This is a genomic window from Flavobacterium glycogeni (genome assembly GCF_048286775.1).
Taxonomy (GTDB): Bacteria; Bacteroidota; Bacteroidia; order Flavobacteriales; family Flavobacteriaceae; genus Flavobacterium.
This window is the reverse complement of sequence record NZ_JBLVPV010000018.1, coordinates 22987-42729: the sequence shown is the minus strand read 5'-3', so window position 1 is coordinate 42729 and position 19743 is coordinate 22987. Positions and strand designations below refer to the sequence as shown.

14 protein-coding genes and 1 tRNA gene are annotated in these 19743 nt (G+C 34.6%); 2 read left to right on the top strand and 13 right to left on the bottom strand.

Annotated elements, in window-relative coordinates:
• The gene (locus ACNQGX_RS13605; protein WP_417977099.1) at positions 1-696 is read right to left on the bottom strand and encodes a MotA/TolQ/ExbB proton channel family protein; all 696 of its coding nucleotides are present in this window, start codon (positions 694-696) and stop codon (positions 1-3) included.
• A 129-nt stretch (positions 697-825) separates the two neighbouring features.
• On the opposite strand from ACNQGX_RS13605, the gene ACNQGX_RS13600 reads away from it, so the two are divergent.
• On the top strand, positions 826-2046 hold the full coding sequence (locus ACNQGX_RS13600) for a bifunctional folylpolyglutamate synthase/dihydrofolate synthase (RefSeq protein ID WP_417977097.1): 1221 nt from the start codon (positions 826-828) through the stop codon (positions 2044-2046).
• Positions 2047-2132: 86 nt separating this feature from the next.
• A tRNA-Val gene (locus tag ACNQGX_RS13595) sits at positions 2133-2207 on the top strand.
• A 313-nt stretch (positions 2208-2520) separates the two neighbouring features.
• On the opposite strand, the gene ACNQGX_RS13590 is transcribed toward ACNQGX_RS13595, so the two are convergent.
• The 12 genes from ACNQGX_RS13590 to ACNQGX_RS13535 form a co-directional block, all read right to left on the bottom strand.
• Positions 2521-3066 carry a DUF3575 domain-containing protein gene (locus ACNQGX_RS13590; RefSeq protein WP_417977096.1) on the bottom strand — a complete coding sequence of 182 codons (546 nt, stop codon included), beginning with the start codon at positions 3064-3066 and terminating at the stop codon, positions 2521-2523.
• Positions 3067-3092: 26 nt separating this feature from the next.
• Complete coding sequence (locus tag ACNQGX_RS13585) at positions 3093-3647, bottom strand: porin family protein (protein ID WP_417977094.1); 555 nt, start codon at positions 3645-3647, stop codon at positions 3093-3095.
• An 88-nt stretch (positions 3648-3735) separates the two neighbouring features.
• Positions 3736-4872, bottom strand: coding sequence for a helix-turn-helix domain-containing protein (locus ACNQGX_RS13580; RefSeq protein WP_417977092.1), 1137 nt, complete (start codon positions 4870-4872; stop codon positions 3736-3738).
• Between the two features lie 758 nt (positions 4873-5630).
• Entirely contained in the window at positions 5631-6386 is a 756-nt protein-coding gene (locus tag ACNQGX_RS13575) for an NUDIX hydrolase (protein ID WP_417977090.1), read from the bottom strand.
• Between the two features lie 273 nt (positions 6387-6659).
• The gene (locus ACNQGX_RS13570; RefSeq protein ID WP_417977088.1) at positions 6660-8888 is read right to left on the bottom strand and encodes a glycoside hydrolase family 3 N-terminal domain-containing protein; all 2229 of its coding nucleotides are present in this window, start codon (positions 8886-8888) and stop codon (positions 6660-6662) included.
• A gap of 2 nt (positions 8889-8890) precedes the next feature.
• Positions 8891-10348 carry a glycoside hydrolase family 30 protein gene (locus tag ACNQGX_RS13565; protein WP_417977086.1) on the bottom strand — a complete coding sequence of 486 codons (1458 nt, stop codon included), beginning with the start codon at positions 10346-10348 and terminating at the stop codon, positions 8891-8893.
• Positions 10349-10376: 28 nt separating this feature from the next.
• Complete coding sequence (locus tag ACNQGX_RS13560) at positions 10377-11813, bottom strand: glycoside hydrolase family 30 protein (protein ID WP_417977084.1); 1437 nt, start codon at positions 11811-11813, stop codon at positions 10377-10379.
• Positions 11814-11837: 24 nt separating this feature from the next.
• Positions 11838-12683 (bottom strand): endonuclease/exonuclease/phosphatase family protein, encoded by an 846-nt coding sequence (locus ACNQGX_RS13555; protein ID WP_417977082.1) that lies wholly within the window; start codon positions 12681-12683, stop codon positions 11838-11840.
• Between the two features lie 97 nt (positions 12684-12780).
• On the bottom strand, positions 12781-13839 hold the full coding sequence (locus ACNQGX_RS13550) for a family 16 glycosylhydrolase (RefSeq protein ID WP_417977080.1): 1059 nt from the start codon (positions 13837-13839) through the stop codon (positions 12781-12783).
• 70 nt (positions 13840-13909) lie between these two features.
• Positions 13910-14785, bottom strand: a complete 876-nt coding sequence (locus tag ACNQGX_RS13545) for a hypothetical protein (protein WP_417977078.1) — start codon at positions 14783-14785, stop codon at positions 13910-13912.
• 14 nt (positions 14786-14799) lie between these two features.
• Positions 14800-16308: a RagB/SusD family nutrient uptake outer membrane protein gene (locus ACNQGX_RS13540; protein WP_417977076.1), complete on the bottom strand. Its 1509-nt coding sequence runs from the start codon at positions 16306-16308 to the stop codon at positions 14800-14802.
• 14 nt (positions 16309-16322) lie between these two features.
• The gene (locus ACNQGX_RS13535; RefSeq protein ID WP_417977074.1) at positions 16323-19433 is read right to left on the bottom strand and encodes a SusC/RagA family TonB-linked outer membrane protein; all 3111 of its coding nucleotides are present in this window, start codon (positions 19431-19433) and stop codon (positions 16323-16325) included.
• Positions 19434-19743: the final 310 nt, after the last annotated feature.

The following is a 19743-nucleotide window of genomic DNA, read 5'->3' as shown; positions in this document are numbered from 1 at the left end:
TTACGATCTTTGAATAATATTTACAAACTCTAATATTTGTTTTTGAATTTTTAAAGCAAAATTATCAATCTTGCCGTTTAATAAATGATATCCGCTATACGCAATAATACCAACGATTAATCCAGCACCACTACTGATCATTTTCTCATACAATCCTCCGGAAATGTTACCAATACTAATATTTTCAGTTACCGAAATACTATAAAATATTTTAATTACTCCTGAAATAGTTCCAATAAATCCAAGTGTAGGCGCAATTCCCGCAATAAGTCCCAAATGACCTAAATGCTTTTCCATCCCTCCTATTTCGATATCTGCAGCACGATCCATATTGGATTCAATCTCAATAATTGGTCTCCCGATAACCAGAATCCCTTCTCTTACAATATTTCCCGAAGCGGTATTGTTTCTTTCTGCAATAGATCGAGCCAAATCAAGATTTCCTGAATTTAGATTATCGCGCACATCGCGCATCAAAAGAGTATCAATTTTTGATGCTTTAATGATATACAAATAGCGTTCAATAATCAGATAAAAAGTGTAAAATAATAGAATCCCGATTGGGATAAGCCACACACCACCTTTTAAAAGGAATCCTAAAGTGGATATTTCGGTATTTGGAGCAATTTTTTCAATAACTACGTTTGAAGCAGCGTTGGTAATGGTGTCGGCCTGTAATTGTATAAAACTAAACATATAATATTATTGTATTTTAATCATTAATTCTAAAAATTATTTCAATTTTGCACTAAAGATACTTTTCGATGTACTATTAAACTAAAAAAATCGAGAAATATTTTAAACAACGACTATTTTATTACAAAAATGAACTATCAGGAAACCATAAATTGGATGTTTAACCAGCTCCCGATGTACCAACTTCAGGGCGCTTCGGCCTATAAAAAAGATTTAACCAACACGCATTTACTCATAGCTCATCTTGACAATCCACAAGAAAAAATAAAGTGTATTCATGTTGCGGGAACCAACGGAAAAGGTTCCACTTCGCACATGTTGGCATCCATACTTCAAGAATCGGGTTATAAAGTTGGGTTATATACTTCACCCCATTTAAAGGATTTCCGGGAACGTATAAAAATTAACGGAAAAGATATTTCTGAAGAATTTGTTACTGATTTCATCAATGAACACAAAAGTTTTTTCGAATCAAACGACATGAGTTTTTTCGAAATGACCGTTGGATTAGCCTTCGATTATTTTGCCAAAGAAAAAGTAGACATCGCCGTTATTGAAGTGGGTATGGGCGGAAGATTAGATGCCACTAATATCATCACTCCATTAGTTTCGGTTATTACCAATATAGGATTGGATCACACGCAATTTTTGGGCAACACACTTGAAGCTGTCGCTTTTGAAAAAGCGGGAATCATAAAGCCAAATATCCCCGTAATTATTGGAGAATACACTCCTGAAACCAAACCTGTTTTTTTGGCAAAAGCCAAAGAATGCAATTCAGAAATCTATTTTGCTTCTAATTTAGTTTCAGAAACCTATCCTTCTGATTTAATTGGCGATTATCAAATACACAATAAAAAGACGGTATTACAAACTGTTTCTGTTTTAAATAGTCAGAACGAATTTAAAATCACTCCGGAAAATACAAAATCCGGTTTATTAAATGTGGTAAAAAACACCGGACTTCAAGGAAGGTGGCAACAATTGAATGAGTTCCCAAAAGTTATTTGCGACACGGCACACAACAAAAACGGACTGGAAATTGTTTTAAAACAAATACAAAAAGAAGATTTTGATACTTTACATATTGTTTTGGGAGTAGTAAATGACAAAGATTTAGATGAAATTTTGCCTTTATTCCCTAAAAAAGCAAATTATTATTTCTGTAAACCCAATATTCCTCGCGGGCTGGATGTTCTAATTCTAAAACAAAAAGCAGCAACTTTCGAACTAAAAGGCGAAGTATATATTTCTGTTTCAGAAGCTTATCAAAAAGCAATTGAAAACGCTGCAAAATCTGATTTTATATACATTGGCGGAAGCACCTTTGTCGTAGCAGAAATTTTATAATTTTTTTGATTTTTACTTGCAAATCTAGAAAAGTGGCGTATATTTGCACACGCAATAACGGAAACGAAAGTAACTAAATTGCATTAGGGCGATTAGCTCAGCTGGTTCAGAGCACCTCGTTTACACCGAGGGGGTCGGGGGTTCGAACCCCTCATCGCCCACATAAAGACAAATAAAGCCACTGGAAGACAGTGGCTTTTTTTTTCAATATACTTTCATATATTAATATTACCTAGCTAAATTTTACTGTCTCAAAAAAACAGATCTCGATTTACCCCAAAAAAAACAATCTTGTATACTTTTTGTGAAGTATTAAAACTTTACCGATAACACAAACAAAGCCACTGAAAGACAGTGGCTTTGTTTTTTTTTAGAGTAGCGGGAAGCATTAAAATATCTAACCAATTTATTGAAGATTTTTATAAAGTTGCAACAAGAATTTGAATTCTTTTTTAGATTGAAACATAAATGGTATTAAAATCTATATCCAGCACTCAGTCCAAATTTAGCACCAATAGTATGGTCTGTTTTATCTGCATTGAATAATATACCGCCATAACCAACATTTGCTTCAAAAAGAAATCCGCTTTTACTGACCCATTTCCAGCCTCCGCCGGCACCGAGAGCAAAATTAATAACGTCGGGATTTTCGGTATATATTGAATGATCTTCTGAAGCGTATATTTTTTTGCCATCTGTTGAAGCCAGCATTCCAAATCCTTCAACAAACCAGCCTGATGCGTATTTTTTACCAAAATATCTTCTGTAATACGGAGATATTGAATAATTTAAATCTTTTTCATTCTTTGTATTGTCAAACACATAATAAAAAGAAAGCCCTAATGACGAATTATGATTTAAATGTCTTTCGTAACCAACCTGAAAAGATTGCCATAAAGGAGCAATCGCATTTAACTTAATTTCATTATTTTTCTGATAAGGATTTGCATCAGTTTCATTTTGAGCATTCACAGAATAAAAGGCAAACAAAAGGATAAGTAGTAAAAAGTTTTTTTTCATAAAAAGTGATTTTTAATTATTAAGTTTTAGAAAAAGAAATAACCAACAGATAATTGAAGTACTCCATTTTTATTTTTACCAGAATAATTATCTAAATTATTAATGTCAGTTAATCCCAGATTATATCTTACACCAAAATTAAGTCCGTTGTCAAGTTTATAGCCTAAGCCAAAATTAACACCAAAATCAAAAGTATTAAACGAATCTTTTACATCTGTCTTTTCATTTTTAGCAGAAAGTAAAAAACCTATTTGCGGTCCGGCCTCAACACTCAATCCTTTTGTTAAATAATATTTTCCCATTAAAGGAATGTTCAGATAACTTAAGGCAATTGTATTATCATTGAAACTATATCCCTGACCGGAATACATTAATTCTGGTTGAAAAGAAAATTTATCTGAAATGGGAATTTCTGATAAAACACCAAAATTAAATGATGTTACGGCACCAATACCTTTGGTATTATCTCCGCTGATAGATGCAAAGTTTAAACCTCCTTTAGCGCCAAATTTAATTTCTTGGGCGTTAACATTTGCAAATCCTAAAACTGTAACAACAGCTAGCAATAAAAATTTTTTCATAAAAAGTGATTTGAATTATTTAAGTGCAAAATTGGCATACGAAAAACTAGAAAAGGTTTCAAAAGCTTAAAAATGGATAAATCGGTACTTATTTGCTGTTGTTTTTATATTCATTTGGTGTCTGACCAGTAACTTTTTTAAAGGCTTTATAAAAAGTCGTTTTTGAAGTAAACCCAGATTCTAATCCCATCGCCAGCAAATTATAGTTTTCATATTCAGAATTTGAGATCATTTCCTTGACAGCTTCAACCCGGTATTGATTGATGTAATGGGCAAAGTTGTCTCCTGTTATCGTGTTTATAATTTGTGAAACATATCCCGCGCTTATGCCTAGTTTTTCAGCGACTTTTTCTCTGTTTAATGTGCTGTCAGTATAAATGTGCTGATCTTTGCAAAGAAGTTCTAGTTTTTGAAAATAAAGATTGTCTGCCGTGATAGATTCCCTATATTCTTCGGGCGTATTATTTTCTACAATTTGCAGATTGGTATGCGAAATAGCTAAATCTTTATTTAGAAAACTGTAGATAGCATCTTTGTTTTTGGCCAGTTTGTATTTGTAAATGCCTATGTAAGCTGTCCAGTGCATTATGAATGTTGCCGATAAAGCCAGACCACTCATAGTAGAGGAAATGTCTGAATGAAAAAACAGACCAACCAAATAAGTAGTTAGCCAGACAAATAATAGCAAATACATGATAGTTAATAAGGTAATAACCCATTTTTTCTCTTGAGGGTCTTTTAAATACCTTATCATAAAATAAGAGTAAAGAGGTAGAAACAGGATGATGGTAACGGCCAGTAAAAGCTGAATCAGCTGAAGTATATTGATTAGGTACATGTAGGACTCAGGAATTTTATAAATTCCTGCTACATTGTCAAGACAGACTGTAATATTAAGAATACTGTTATAGGCAAATGGAATATAACACAAATAAGTTTTTTGTTTGTTTTTTACCGAATCATCAATGCGGTTTATAATAAACAGAAATGTGAAAACAGGTAATAGAAATATCCAATCGATAGCGTCTATAAAGCGTAATAAGGGATAGGATGTAAACACATCTTCAATTTCAAAAACATAATTTAGTAAAACGATTGAAAGTGCAAATAGTAAGCCTGCCAGATATCTATTTGATTTACTATTGAATAAGGAAGACTTTAAAATAATTAAACCTAAGACTATTCCCTGGAAAATCGCAATATTTAAAAGTGTTGTATAAATCAATTTTTTAATATAAAAGTTATTTTTAAGATTTGTTTTGGGATATCATGGTAATTAGTTTTTTTAAAAACATAACTTATTTCATACGAATTGATAAGGCGAATTTATAGTAATACTGATGACTTTCTTAAGGGATTAAGAAATGATTAACTAAATGATTTATTAATTTATATAAAAAAATAACTTAAGGATTTTTTTTAAGAGTCTGATTTGTAAAGGCTGTTACAAAAATATTTTTGGATTTCTACCTGTTGAAATACTACTGTATAAGGACGGATTTGTTCAGTTTTAAGGAATTGAAACTTTAGCTGTTTTTTCTACCTGTTTTTTTGACGATACGAATCAACTTAATCATTTTGAAATTTATATGAAATTAAATTGTTTGCTTTTTACTGCTGAGATTTTGTTTGCGGTATCTGAATCTGAATGAATTTTAGAGTGGTTCTTCTCAGGGAATATGTAGTTTGTTAGAAAGAGTGAAATATATAATAAAAAAAGCTCCAGATTTCTCTGAAGCTTATACTTAGTAGCGGGAACAGGACTCGAACCAATTTTAGTATAATCCATGAAGTCTGGGAAAGACAAACAAGACTAATTATGAACATTACTTTGTTATAATTAGCATTTGAATGTTTAACGGGCTTACTTTAAGGCGTCAAAAAATGTCAAAACAGGTATTAAGTGTTCGATTGCTATCTCTGTCACTCCACAAAAAACTCCATTAGAAATAATGGAGTTTTTTTTATGCCTTTTTCTTTAAATCACCAACCTTGGGTCAATCCGTTCTTGACGACTTCTTCGTATTTTTCTTTATCGAAACTATATAAATTTGGAGCTTTATGGGCTACATTACTTTTCTTCTCGTCCAGCTTGGTCAAAATCCCGATTGCCGTTATTTTGCGCAGAAAATTTCTTCGGTCGAGTTTTCTACCCAATATAGTTTCATATAGTTTTTGTAGTTCCGGGATGGTAAATTTTTTAGGAAGCAAATTAAATCCTACTGGCATTAAATTCAATTCCATACGAAGTGTTTCCAATGCTTTGTCCAGAATTTGCCTGTGATCTAAAACTAATTCCGGCACTGCATTATGGTCAATCCACTCCACAATTTCATTTTTTCCATCTGGTTGCGGAATCGTTTTTAAAAAATCAACTAAGGCATAATAACCAACTGTTACAAAACGGCTAGCAAACCATTTTCCTTGGTCTAAAGGTATTCCGTAAAAGTCCAGAATACCATTACTAAAATCAACATCACACCTTCTAGCAGCTCCGAATGTGGAAAACTGCCTTAGAAAAATTCCTTTTAGTCCTGTTCTACCATGCAAAACGGTAACTGCAGCCTGATCAATATCTTCGTTTACAGATACAAAACCTCCAGGCAAAGCCCATTTATCACTGTACTTTGTTTTGATCAATAACACTTTAAGCTGATTGTCATGAAATCCGAAAATCACACAATCTATTGACAAACCCGGCTGATAATTTTCCTTGTTATCTAAAATGGCTTTTAACATGCGATCTATCTAGTAATTAAATTATACCCTTTGAAAGACGCAATTTAGTTCATTTTTTTAAGAAAATAAAGGAGCATACAATTTTAAAAATTTATCATTTTTTGCTTTCAGTTTAAAACAACTTCTAAACTAAATTCCCTTTTATCAAATTTGTGTTCCTAATTTAAATAGCATAACTACAAGTTCGTTAGAAAACAGATCTGGAGTCAATACTTTTTTCATTTAAAACTCAATCGATAGTACTTCTAAGAATACTGTCGATTGGTTTTTTATTTATTTCACTAATTCGAAAGAGTCTTTCAAACGGATGTCTGCCGAAGATGAACCAATCATTAAATCAAAATCTCCTGGTTCAGTAATCCATTCTAATGCGGCATTGTAAAAAGATAATTTTTCTTTGTCTATGATAAATTTCACCACTTTAGTTTCACCCGCATTCAGTTTTATCTTTTGAAAATCTTTCAACTCAATTATCGGACGAACAACTGAACCTACTTTGTCTCTCAAATACAACTGAACTACTTCTTCACCTGCCACTTTTCCTGAATTTTTCACATTTAACGAAACAACAATCTTTTCAACACTTTTAATTTTATTTTTGGATAATGTCAAATCAGAATATTCGAAAGTAGTATAACTCAATCCATAGCCAAAAGGAAATCTAGGGCTGTTTTTTAAATCGGTATACGCCGAAACATAATTTATTTCCGTTTCATTTTTAGCCGGTCTTCCTGTGTTGAAATGATTGTAGTAAATAGGAATCTGACCTTCCGCTCTAGGAAAAGACATGGGTAATTTCCCCGAAGGATTATAATCCCCAAATAAAACATCAGCAATGGCATTTCCTGCTTCGCTGCCCAACCACCACGTGTAAGCAATTGCAGGAATAGTATCTGCAGTCCAATTAAAAATAAGCGGTCTTCCGGCGTTAATCAAAACTACAACTGGCTTTCCAGTCGCTTGAATCGCTTTTACCAATTCTTCCTGAACGCCAGGTAAATGAATATTGCTGCGGCTTTTAGCTTCACCACTCATATCAGCTCTTTCACCAATACTCAAGATTACAACATCGGCCTGATTGGCAACAGCAATTGCTTCCGCAAAACCATCCTTATTATCACCTTCAATTTCACAACCTTTGGCGTAAAGCAATTTAGTTGAATTCCCTATTTTATTTTGTACACCTTCCCATTGGGAAACAACTTGTTTGTCATAATCCAGCCCTGGCAATTCCACTGCCCAAAAACCCATGTTTTGCTTGTGTTCTTTAACCAAAGGTCCAATAAAAGCTATCTTTTTTGTGTCTTTAGAAAGTGGTAAAATGTTTTTATCATTCTTCAATAAAACGATACTTTTTGCTGCAATATCTCTGGCTACTTTTCTGTGCTCCGGATTGTTCAACGCAGCTTGCTCTCTTTCCGGATTGGAGTATTTATAAGGATTTTCAAAAAGTCCTAATTCAAATTTCTTGCGTAAAATTCTTTTTACGGCATCATCAATCAAGGCAATTGGCACTTTGTTTTCTTTAACTAATTCCGCTAAATGGTATCGATATGCATTGCTTTCCATATCCATATCGCTTCCTGCAGTTATGGCTTGTAATGCAGCTTCTTTATTGTCTTTTGAATATCCGTGATTGACCATTTCTCCTATTGAACCCCAATCGGAAACTACGAAACCTTGAAAATTCCATTTCCCTTTAAGAATGTCTCTTTGCAGGTATTTATTCCCTGTTGCCGGGATTCCGTTGATATCATTAAACGAATTCATAAAAGTAGCCGCTCCTGCATCCAAAGCTGATTTGAAAGGAGGCAAATACGTTTCCCAAAGCATTCTTTCACTCATATCAACTGAGTTGTAATCTCTTCCTCCAACAGCAGCTCCGTAAGCAGCAAAATGTTTCACGCAAGCCATCACAGAATTAACATCGCCCAAATTTCCTTGAAAACCTTTGACTCTGGCGTAGGCAATTTTCGAACCTAAATAGGTATCTTCTCCTGCTCCTTCCATTACTCGTCCCCAACGCGGATCACGAGCAATATCAACCATGGGCGCAAACGTCCAGTGAATTCCACTCGCAGAAGCTTCCACAGCAGCGATTCTTGCCGAAAGTTCCATCGCTTCTAAATCCCAGCTCGCAGCTTCCGCCAATGGAATAGGAAAAGTAGTTTTATAACCGTGAATAACATCCTGACCAAATAACAAAGGGATTTTCAATCGGGATTGCATGGCCAATTCTTGATATTGGCGGGTATATTTAGTCCCTATAACATTCAACATCGAACCAATTAAACCTGTTTTAATTTCGGTTTCTTTATTTGGATTTATGGTTATGGGTCCAGTTGCCTGATTATTTCCCGTATATTGATTGAGTTGTCCAATTTTCTCTTCAAGTGTCATTTGCTTTAGCAAAGCATTCACTTTTTGGTCTACTGTTTTTTGTTGTGAAAAACTTACAAATGAAGAAATAACAAAAAGCAAACTGAACGTTATTTTTTTCATAATTAATATATTAATGTTTGAATAGCGTGAGGCAGGATAGAAACTTCAGTTGCTTTTGTTCCAATACACAAACTATACTTCAGTTTCTTGTCCGTTTTGTTCATAACAACCGTTACTACTTTTCCGTCCTGATTTAAAAAAGAAGTAGTCATTAAATAACTTTGACTGGCAACACTGCTAATTCTTTTTGCACTTTTCCCAATAAATTTAGAGAAATGACCAATAAAATAATAGGAAGGCGTATAGATTAATCCCCCTGTTTTTGTATTGCCATGTATAGGCGAAAAACAAAAATTACCCACATGATTTGGACCTCCATTTTCATCCAAAAGAATATTCCAGTCTGTCCAACCTACTGTTCCGTTATTAAAATCATGAATCATAGATTCCCCATATCGTTCTCCATTTGCCCAAAGTTGCAATTTTTTAGTGTCAAATTTTTCAACACAACCTTCCGTGAAAATCAAGTTTTTGTCAGGATACATTTCGTTTACTTTTCCAACATTTTCAAACATTGAGCTTCCTCCGCTCCAGCTTTCATACCAATGAAAACCAATTCCCCAAACATATTTATTAGCTTCCGGGTCATCTAAAATTGTACTCGCTCTTTGAGCCAGTAAATCTCTGTTATGATCCCAAACTATTATTTTCTTATCACCAAACCCTGCTTTTTTCAATGTTGGTCCCAGGTATTTTTTCAGGAAATCACGTTCTTCTTCAGCCGTATAAATACAAGACTCCCAGGTTTGAGTAGCCATTGGCTCATTTTGAATCGTTAATCCCCAAACTGGAATTCCTTCTTTCTGGTAGCTATTAATAAATTTTACATAATAATTTGCCCAAGACTGATAAAATTCCGGTAATAATCTACCGCCTCTCAGCATGTTTTTTGTATCCTTCATGAAAGCTGGCGGACTCCATGGACTTACATATACTGTAGCCTTACCTCCTGTCGTTGCAATTGCTTTTTTTATTAATGGAATTCTGAATTCTTTATCATGCTCAATATTGAAACTTTTTAGCGCTGCGTCACCTTCATCTACATAAGTGTAACTTCCCGAACTAAAATCACAACTGTGAATATTAGTTCTTATTATTGAATACCCAATTCCTTTTTCTTTGTCGTAATATGCATTTAAGAATTCTTGTTGACTTTCTTTGGTTAATTTCGCAAAAACCTCAGCACTCGCATCCGTTATTGCTCCACCAATACCCAAAAATGTCTGAAAGGTTTTGCTTGGATTCACAAAAACACACAGTTGCGTTTCAAGAGGTTGCTTTAAATCCGTGAATTGCAGATTATCAGTTTTTGACAATCTTAAATTCGTACCATCAGCAGAAGTATAAACAGTAACTGTCTTATCTTTTGTAGAAAAAGACACTGGTTTTGTTTTGTTTTTTTGTTGTGCTATGGCAAAAAAAGATACTGCCAAAAGTGCTGTTGTTATTATTTTTTTCATGATGTAAGTAGTATGTATAGATGTTATTTTACCAGATATAGGTTCCTACCGAACCCGCTTCCAATGATGTTGTAACCCAAGTTCCATTGTATTTAATATTAAAAATTTCGGATGTGTTTCCATCATTTTCAACAATTAAAACCTTTTTTCCGTTAGGTGTTTTAAAAGCCACATTGTTCAAGTTGCCACTAAGGTTACTAGCAATTCTCACAGAACTTGCAGGGACAAATTTAGAAGCATGAGCAATAATATAATATCCTACATTTCTTGTAAAACTATCACTGCTGTTTATTGTTAGTGCGCCTTTACAAGTAGTGCAACCGCCTGGAGTGTTTGGTCCAAAAGAAGCGTTATTCGCTAAATTCCATTCTAATGCTGTTTTACTCCAATTTCGCATCGAACCGATAATTACATTTTTGACATGCCATTTCAAATCACCATCAAAACTTCCTGTAGAAGACGTGTATTGCTCCGTAAAATAGATGTTTTTATTAGGAAAAGCATTATGAACTGTTGACAAAGCACTTATATCCCCTTCGTACAAATGAAATGCAGAACCGTCAACATAAGGATTCGCTGCTGGATCATTCAGCACTGCAATTGGATACTCGGGTTTGTTGCAATTATGGTCATACGCCACAATTTTGGTTGACAAATTTGCAGCCTTGAAAGCAGGACCTAAATGATTTTTTATAAAATCAGCCTGATGCAATGCAATCATCAACATACTTGGATTATTGCCCGGATGCAACGGTTCGTTTTGAGGTGTAATGGCATCAATGGTGATTCCTTCGGCTTTCATTGTTTGAATGTATTTTACAAAATATTTTGCATAAACTGCGTAATACTCTGGTTTCAAACTTCCACCTACAAAACCATTATTGTCTTTCATCCAAACTGGTGGTGACCATGGAGTTGCCATGATTTTAATATTTGGATTAATTGCCACAATTTCTTTTAGCATTGGAATCAAATCCGTTTTATCTGGTGCCAAACTAAAATTGTCCAGATTTACATCCGTTTGTCCGCTTGGTAAATCGTCATAAGTAAATGGCGTTGCATTCAAATCTGAAGCACCAATACTAATTCTTAGATAGCTTATTGCAATGGAATTGTCATTGGCACCAAACAATTCTTTTAATAATTCTTGTCTCTTTTGTGCGTTTAATTGATTTATAACCTGGGCACTTCCTCCCGTTAAAGTATATCCGAAACCATCGATTGTTTGAAACGTTTTAGCATCATCAACCTCGATATTAGCATAATTATTATAGGTTGTACCAAATGCTAAAATTGATGTTTGCTTTTGAAGCGCCACACTTTGATTGCCTTTTGTCAACCAAAAATCCATTTCATTTGTTACTGCTACCGGCGGAGTCGGCGTTGGAACTGGGCCAACAGTGTCTCCAGACGGAGAGCATTTTGACATAAGCAGCGTGAGGGTTAGTACAACTAAAAATTTCATAGTGTGTTTTATAGTGTTCATAATTTATTTCAAGTTTATTTCAACATAAACCGGCAAATGATCTGATGGGTATTTCAAGTCTTTTGAATCGCTCAAAACGGCATATTTTTTTACTTTCAAAATACTATTCTTCGAAATAAAAATATAGTCTATCAATTTAGTTACGGGTTCGTTGTGTTTAAAATTGTTGAATGTTCCATAAGGACCAAAAGGTTTTTCATGTGTAACATCTCGGCAATCATCCATTGCTTTTTTAAGCATTATCATTCTGTCTTCTTTAGGCTCTGAGTTTAAATCGCCCATAAGAATCACGGGATAATTTTTAGTGTTTAATCCCTTAATTTTCGAAAGAATTAATTGTATTCCTTTGGTTCTGGCGGCTACACCAATGTGATCCAAATGTGTATTAAAAACCCAAAATAGTTGTTTTGTTTTCAAATCCTTGAACAGCGCATATGTACAAACTCTATTGTAAGCAGCGTCCCAACCTTTTGAAATTTTATCCGGCGTTTCAGAAAGCCAGAACGTATTGCTTTCTTTAACCGTAAACCTTTCTTTTTTATAAAAAATATTGGACGATTCTCCTTGCCCTATTCCGTCTCTTCCAATACCTACATTATTATATTCCAAAAGTGAAGTTGAAATATCAACAACTTGATTGGGTCTTGCTTCTTGGACACCAAAAATATCAGGATTGTAAAATTGAATTTGTGAAGTGAAATAATCTTTACGATGATTCCAATCATTCTCTCCATCACTGGCTACATCTAAACGAATATTATACGTCATCACTTTCAATGTTTGCGCATTGGAAAAAGCCCCCATTAGAATGAAAACTATCGAAATAATTATTTTCTTTGACTGCTTCATTTTTTTATTTTAAATTCATATTCTTCATTAGAGCTTCTATCCAACTTACAAATAGAAGCCCCCAATGAAGACCTAACAAAACCTAACAAAAACATAATTAATTATAAACCCTAATATAATCTACCTCAAAAGTGGAAGCCGAAAAGTTAGGATCTATTGCTCCACCAAAATTTCCTCCCATTGCACAATTTATGATTAAGAAAAAATTTTGATTAAAAGGAAAACTAGCCGAATTTGAAAACGTATAAAACAACTGATTATCAACGTAAAACTTAATTGATGCTGCTGACCAATCTATAGCATAAACGTGAAACTCTGTGGAAGCATTAGGAACCATAACCGTACTGGTATCTGGTGTGTTTCCTGAACGTCCCGGAGAATGCAAGGATCCATGAACTCTGTTTTGGCTGTTGCCAACATGTTCCATAATATCAACTTCTCCACAAGCAGGCCAACTGGCAGTATTTATATTGCTACCTAACATCCATAAAGCGGACCAAGTCCCAGCACCCAAAGCCAATTTTGCTCTAATTTCTACTCTTCCGTATTTGAAAGAAAATTTATCTTTTGTAAGAATTCGAGCCGAAGTATAATTGCTTCCGCTGAAACTTTCTTTTAGCGTTTTAATTTTCAACAAACCATCTTGAACAATTACGTTTTCCGGTCTGTTCGTGTAATACTGGGATTCGTCATTTCCCCAGCCACCAGCACCTAAATCATAACCCCATTTTGAACTATCGGGTGCTCCATTGACATTAAACTCATCCGACCAAACTAAAACAGAGCCCACGAAAACCGTTACTGAAATAGTGGAAGAAACAAATTGTCCTGAATTATATGCTGACACATATATAACATAGGTATTAGTCCCCGCTGTTGTATAGGTGTAAGTAAAACTTCCATTTGTTAGCTCTTTAGTTTCTCCATTACCAAGTAAAATTTTATAGGAAGTGGCATTAGTTGCACTGATGTTAAAATTAACTGTCCCGCTACCATCTCCATTTGGATTTTGTGCCGTTGCACCAGCTACTGTTGCTGAAACCGAAAGATTTGAAGGTTTTATCACTTCCCCGTCCCCGTCATTGCGATCAATATTACTGCAAGAAAGCAATAAAAAAATCCCAACCAAAGCCGTAAAATCTATGAAAATTTTCATTCTTGTTTACTATGTAAGGATTAAAAATTTAAGCTTCTATAAAATTACAGAAGCTTAAATTAGGCTTGTTTTATATTCCTCTTAACTCAATATTATCTACAGAGATTCCATCCTTAAGATTCTCACCTCCACATTTAATAACCAAATAAACTGTTCCTGTAGCAGTTGCCTTATAGGTCCCAACATTATCTGTTCCTCCACATCCTACACTTGAAATTTTTCCAGAAAATGCCGATCCGCCACAACCTGCCCAAGTATTTATTGAACGTATTTTGCCTCCGGCAGAATAATCGTTGTTTTGAATTGGAATTGTTGGAGATACAAAAACTTCAAACCATGTATTTGACACACCACTTGTAGAAGAAGCCACCATATCAACTTTATATGTCCTGCCAGAAACTACACTGATAGCTTGATAAAACCCTTGCTGATTCCAACCGCCTCCTGTAACTGTTGCTTTTCCATTTGCAAAAGCCCAAGAAGTTCCAGACGCACTAATATTTAAAACCGTCCATTTACTTATATCGGAATTTGTATCCAATTTACCCCCTTCAACTAAATTTCCTGAAACAGGATCCGGAGTGGTAACAGTAATCATTTGAGTTGTTGGGGTCGCCGCACTACCGCCTTTACCATAAACATTATGTGTAATATTATAAACACCTACATCTGGTAGAAATAAAGATTTATCTGCAGTTCCTGCAACTGAACCAGCTCCGTCATCAAAATTCCAAAAATGAAACACAAAATCCGTTGAATTCGGGCTAGAGGCTAAATTAAAAGTATTAGCATTTGAACCTGGAGTTATTGTAAATCCAGAATTTAACCCTTCTGTCCTTAGACCATTACCATCACCTATATCTTCCGTTTGACAACCTGAAAATATAATTAATGAAACTACTATTATTGCGATTTTATCTAAAAATCTCCTACTTATCTTTTTCATAATTTTATCTTTTATTAATTATAGCCAGGGTTTTGTTTCAATTTGGTACCTTGAAGTTCTCTAGTCGGAATTGGGAAAATCTCATCTACTCCCGCATCAAAACCTCTATTGGCTAATTTAGTGGCAGCATCACCCCATCGAACTAGATCGAAAAATCTATGTCCTTCCCCTGCAAGTTCCATTCTTCTTTCATTTTTAATCGTGGCAAGTGTAACCGGAATAGAAGGCAAACCAACTCTTGATCTAACAGCATCAAGTAAAGCCTGTGCTCTTGTTCCTGTCCCTAATGCTTCGGCTTCCATCAAATAAGTATCCGCTAATCTGATGACATAAGAATTTTGTTTGTAATTTAATTCCGCCGCTCCGCCACCAGTTCTCACATCCGTTTTTCTAGGAAGAAATTTATTTAAAAAATATCCTGTATCTTGATATCCTCCAATATAATCTGCTTGACCAGCTGCCTTCAAGGCTTTAAGATCAAATACAGTAGCTCCAAATCTAGGATCTAACTTTATTGCATCATATAAATCTTGCGTGATTACATTAAAACTCCATCCCGATGGTAAATCAGGTGCTGTAGAACCTGTTGGTCTTGAGTAACTTCTAGGTCCCACCATAACATTCAATGAATTTCCTTCATCTCTTCCGCTTCCCCAAAAATCCCAATCAGAATTACCGGCACTGGTATGAGAAACTTCTATAAGGGACTCTGTATTGAATTTATTAGAAACTACCCATAAATCATTAAAATTAGTCAACAATTTATTGCCATATTGATTTGTTCCACCCGGCGTACCATTTACCAAGGCTAGAATAGCTGCGGCTTCAGTTTTTTTACCTTCTTGTAAATATACTTTCCCAAGTATAGCTTGAGCTGCCCCTTTTGTAAGACGTCCAGATTCTGTATCGGCAGGAACGGTTGCCGGTAAAATGGCTATAGCTTCAATCAAATCTTTTTCTATTTGAGCATATACTGCTTCAGGAGTAGCTTGCTCTACATCATACATAGTTGAAGCTGTTAAAGGATTTAAAACCAAAGGTACATTTTTGAACATCCTTACTAGATTGAAATAGTATATGGCACGCAATGCTTTTGACTCTGCTGCAAATCTGGATTTTACATCATCCGACATAGCAACACCGGGTAATTTCATCAACAATGTATTTGCTCTAAAAATCCCTTGATAGTGATCGTTCCAAAAACTACCCTGCACATTTGTTGCTGTTAGCGTATGCGTAGAAAAGGCGTGAATACCTTCTCCATCTGTTGCTCCGCCACCGCCAGCATAAAAATCATCTGAGCCGGAATTCATCATAGCAATTATGTTGTCAAATCCTCCTGAATTTTTTCTAATTGGATCATATACTCCTACCAGAGCGGCTGTTGCTTGTCCTTCATTAGCATAATAATTCTCGGAAAGAAAGGAACCCTTAGGTGTTACATCTACAAATTCCTCCGAACAGGAACCAAATGAAACCACCGCTGCTGCAATAAATAAATATTTAAATTTTATCGTTTTCATAATTCTTAATTTTATTAAAATTGTAAATTGGCTCCAAACATAAATGTTCTTGCTTGTGGATAAATCCCTTTGTCTATTCCAAACACACCTCCACCAATTTCAGGATCGTAACCCGTGTATTTAGTTATAGTTAACAAGTTCTCGGCAGTTAAATAAAAACGTACTTTATTGGCTCCAATTTTACTTACTACACTACTAGGCAATGAATATCCTAATTGAACTAATTTCAGCCTTAGATAATCTCCTTTTTCCAAATAAAAATCTGACATTTTGCTGAAATTACCATTGGCATCATTATTCGTAAGTCTAGGATAATCATTAGACGTCCCTTCTCCTGTCCAACGGTTTAAAGCAATAGTTTGATAGTTGGCATTTCCAACATCTAACCTACGTAATCCTTGGAAAATTTTATTCCCTGCCGCTCCTTGAGCAAATGCCATAAAATCGAAGTTTTTATAATCTAAATTCAACGTCAGTCCAAATGTATATTTTGGAATATTACTTCCTAAAAATTGTTTGTCATCATCTCCAATTGAACCATTACCATCAGTATCAACCCAACGGAAGTCTCCAGGACGTGCACTTGGTTGAATTAAACCTCCTGATGAATTAGTATAAGCATCTATTTCAGCTTGATTTTGAAAAATACCTGCTGTTCTAAATCCGTAAAATGAATTATACGATTGTCCTACTTGCGTTCTTGTAACTGCACCCATAGATTGAAAAGAAGCATCACCAACTAAATAATTAGAATCAGCTGCCACATAAGTAACTTTATTTTCTAAATAAGCAACGTTACCATTAACTGAAAAATTAAAGTCTCCAAAATTCTTTTTGTACCCTAATTCAACCTCAATCCCTTTATTGTCCATATCAGCTACATTCCCAATTGGGCTTGAAGTAACGCCAACATAGCCTGGTATATTTATAGGACGTAAAATCCCTTTGGTTGATTTCTTGTATAAGTCTACAGTAAGGTTTATGTCATTAAAAAATTTCGATTCAAAACCAACATTTGCCTGAGAAGTTTCCTCCCATCTCAAATCCGGATTATCAAGTGTAAGATTCGCATAACCCGTAGTAATTGCTCCTGAATTACCAAAAGAATAGTTATAACCTCCTGCAACTAAAGAAAGATATCTAAAATCTGGTATGGCATCATTCCCAACCACTCCATATCCACCTCTAATTTTAAAAGTATTAAGTACTTTGCTTTCTTTCCAAAAATCTTCTTTGGTTAAAACCCATCCTAAATTAAACGATGGAAATACCCCAAATTTATTATTGGCTCCAAAACGGCTTGAACCATCACGACGAATAATTCCAGTAAACAAATATTTTTCTTTGTAATCGTAATTTACACGTGAAAACAAAGATGTCAATTTATGTTCTGTCAAATCGAATGTATAACTGCTTCTATCAGACTGCGGTATATCAAAGTTGAAAGAGGCATCTTGATAATTAGTTACCGGTAATCCAAACATTGTAGCTCCAAGACCTCCACCAATATTATCAACATAAGATCCCTGACCTAATAACACCGTTAAATTATGATCCCCAAATTGATTTGAGTACGTCAATATGTTTTCAATATTCCACGCAAAATTTTTATTTTCATATTTACTGTAATTGTTTTTAAGCACATTTGAAGTAGCACTTAAATAGAAAACAGGTGTAAATCCCTGACCTCCCCATGTAGATAATTTTGCACCAAGAGTTGATCTCACTTTGATATGTTTAGTTATTGCCGCTTCCAAATAGGCATTTCCAACTAAATCATCTGAAGTACCATAACTTCCTAATCTTGTTTTAGCATAAGCCAAAGGATTAGACATCTCTTGACCAACTAGGCTGGAGATTCCATAAGGATTTCCATTTGCATCACGAATTACAGGATTTGTACTGTAAGGTGCGGCATTCGCTTTTACAGGATCTGTTTCTATCAAAGGAGTCGTTGGATCCAAGTTGATCGCTGAACTTAATGGCCCACCAAATTCACTGTTTGTATTTCCAATACCAATTGTTTTTTGTCTCGAAAAACCTAAAGTTTGTCCGAAAGTAAATACTTTAGATAATTTATGCGTAGAGTTTAAACGAAAATTCTTTTTGGTATAGTTTGAAATTTCTGTGGAAACGATTCCTTCTTGATCTTGAATTCCAAAAGAAGCATAAAAATTTGAAACATCACTTCCTCCACTGATACTTAACTCATGAGAATAACGGAAAGCACTGGTATTAAAAATCGCTTTCTGCCAATCCGTACCAACACCTAAAGCAGATACATTAGGAAAAATAACGGGTCCACCGGCAGCAACTGATTTTTCATTTAACAAAGCACCGTATTGAGTGGCATTAAGTAAATTTAAAGTCTTTTCTGGTGATGAAATCCCTGCAAACCCATTATAGTTAACAGTAATTTTTCCTGATTTTCCTTTTTTGGTTGTAACCAAAATTACTCCTGTTGCCGCACGAGTTCCATAGATTGCAGCAGAAGCGGCATCTTTCAGCACTTCAATTGATTCTATATCGGATTGATTAAGAAATCCAATTCCTCCACCTTCAACAACCACACCGTCAACAACCCAAAGAGGATTATTACCGCCATCGCCAAAAGTAGTTACCCCTCTGACACGGATTGTTGATGCAGAACCTGGTTGACCAGAACTGGCAGCAATAGTAACACCGGAAACTCTACCCTGCAGAGCTTGCTCGATACGACCATTTGGCACTTTCTCAAGATCTTTTGCTTTTACACTGGATATTGCACCAGTAACAACACTTTTCTTTTGAGTTCCGTAACCCACAACTACAACTTCTTGTAAGGTCTCTGTTGAAGGTTTAAGTTTAACATCTATTCGATTTCTTCCGTTAATAGGTTCCTTGGCTGTAATATAACCTAAATAACTAAACTCTAAAATACCTTTTGAATCGGCCTTAATTTGATAATTCCCATCAAAATCCGTAGCCGAAGCTTTGGAAGTTCCTTTGATTAAAACGCTTACTCCTGGGATGGGCACCCCGTTTTCGTCATATACTTTTCCGTTTACAGTAACATCTTGCGCCTGTGCATAAACTGAGAATAGAATAGATAAAAGACAAAAAATGAATAGTTTTGTAAATTTCATATTTCTAAAAATTTTGGTTAATTAATTAGTAATTTGAAGCAATATTAGGACTATTTTTTCTATATTCATTTTAAATTTTTATTACAAAAACACATCAAACACTTTTTTAATACTTAACAAAAACACATCAAAAAATACTTAAAATACTAATAAATAATATTTTACATTATATTTTACATTGTTATTAAAAAGTTAAATTAAAAAACTAACACTACATATATTAAAAACGGCTATTTTAGCTGTTAACATGAGTTTAACCCAAAACAATATGCCGTTAAAAGCGTGTATTGTAGCAGAAAAGGCATTTTCA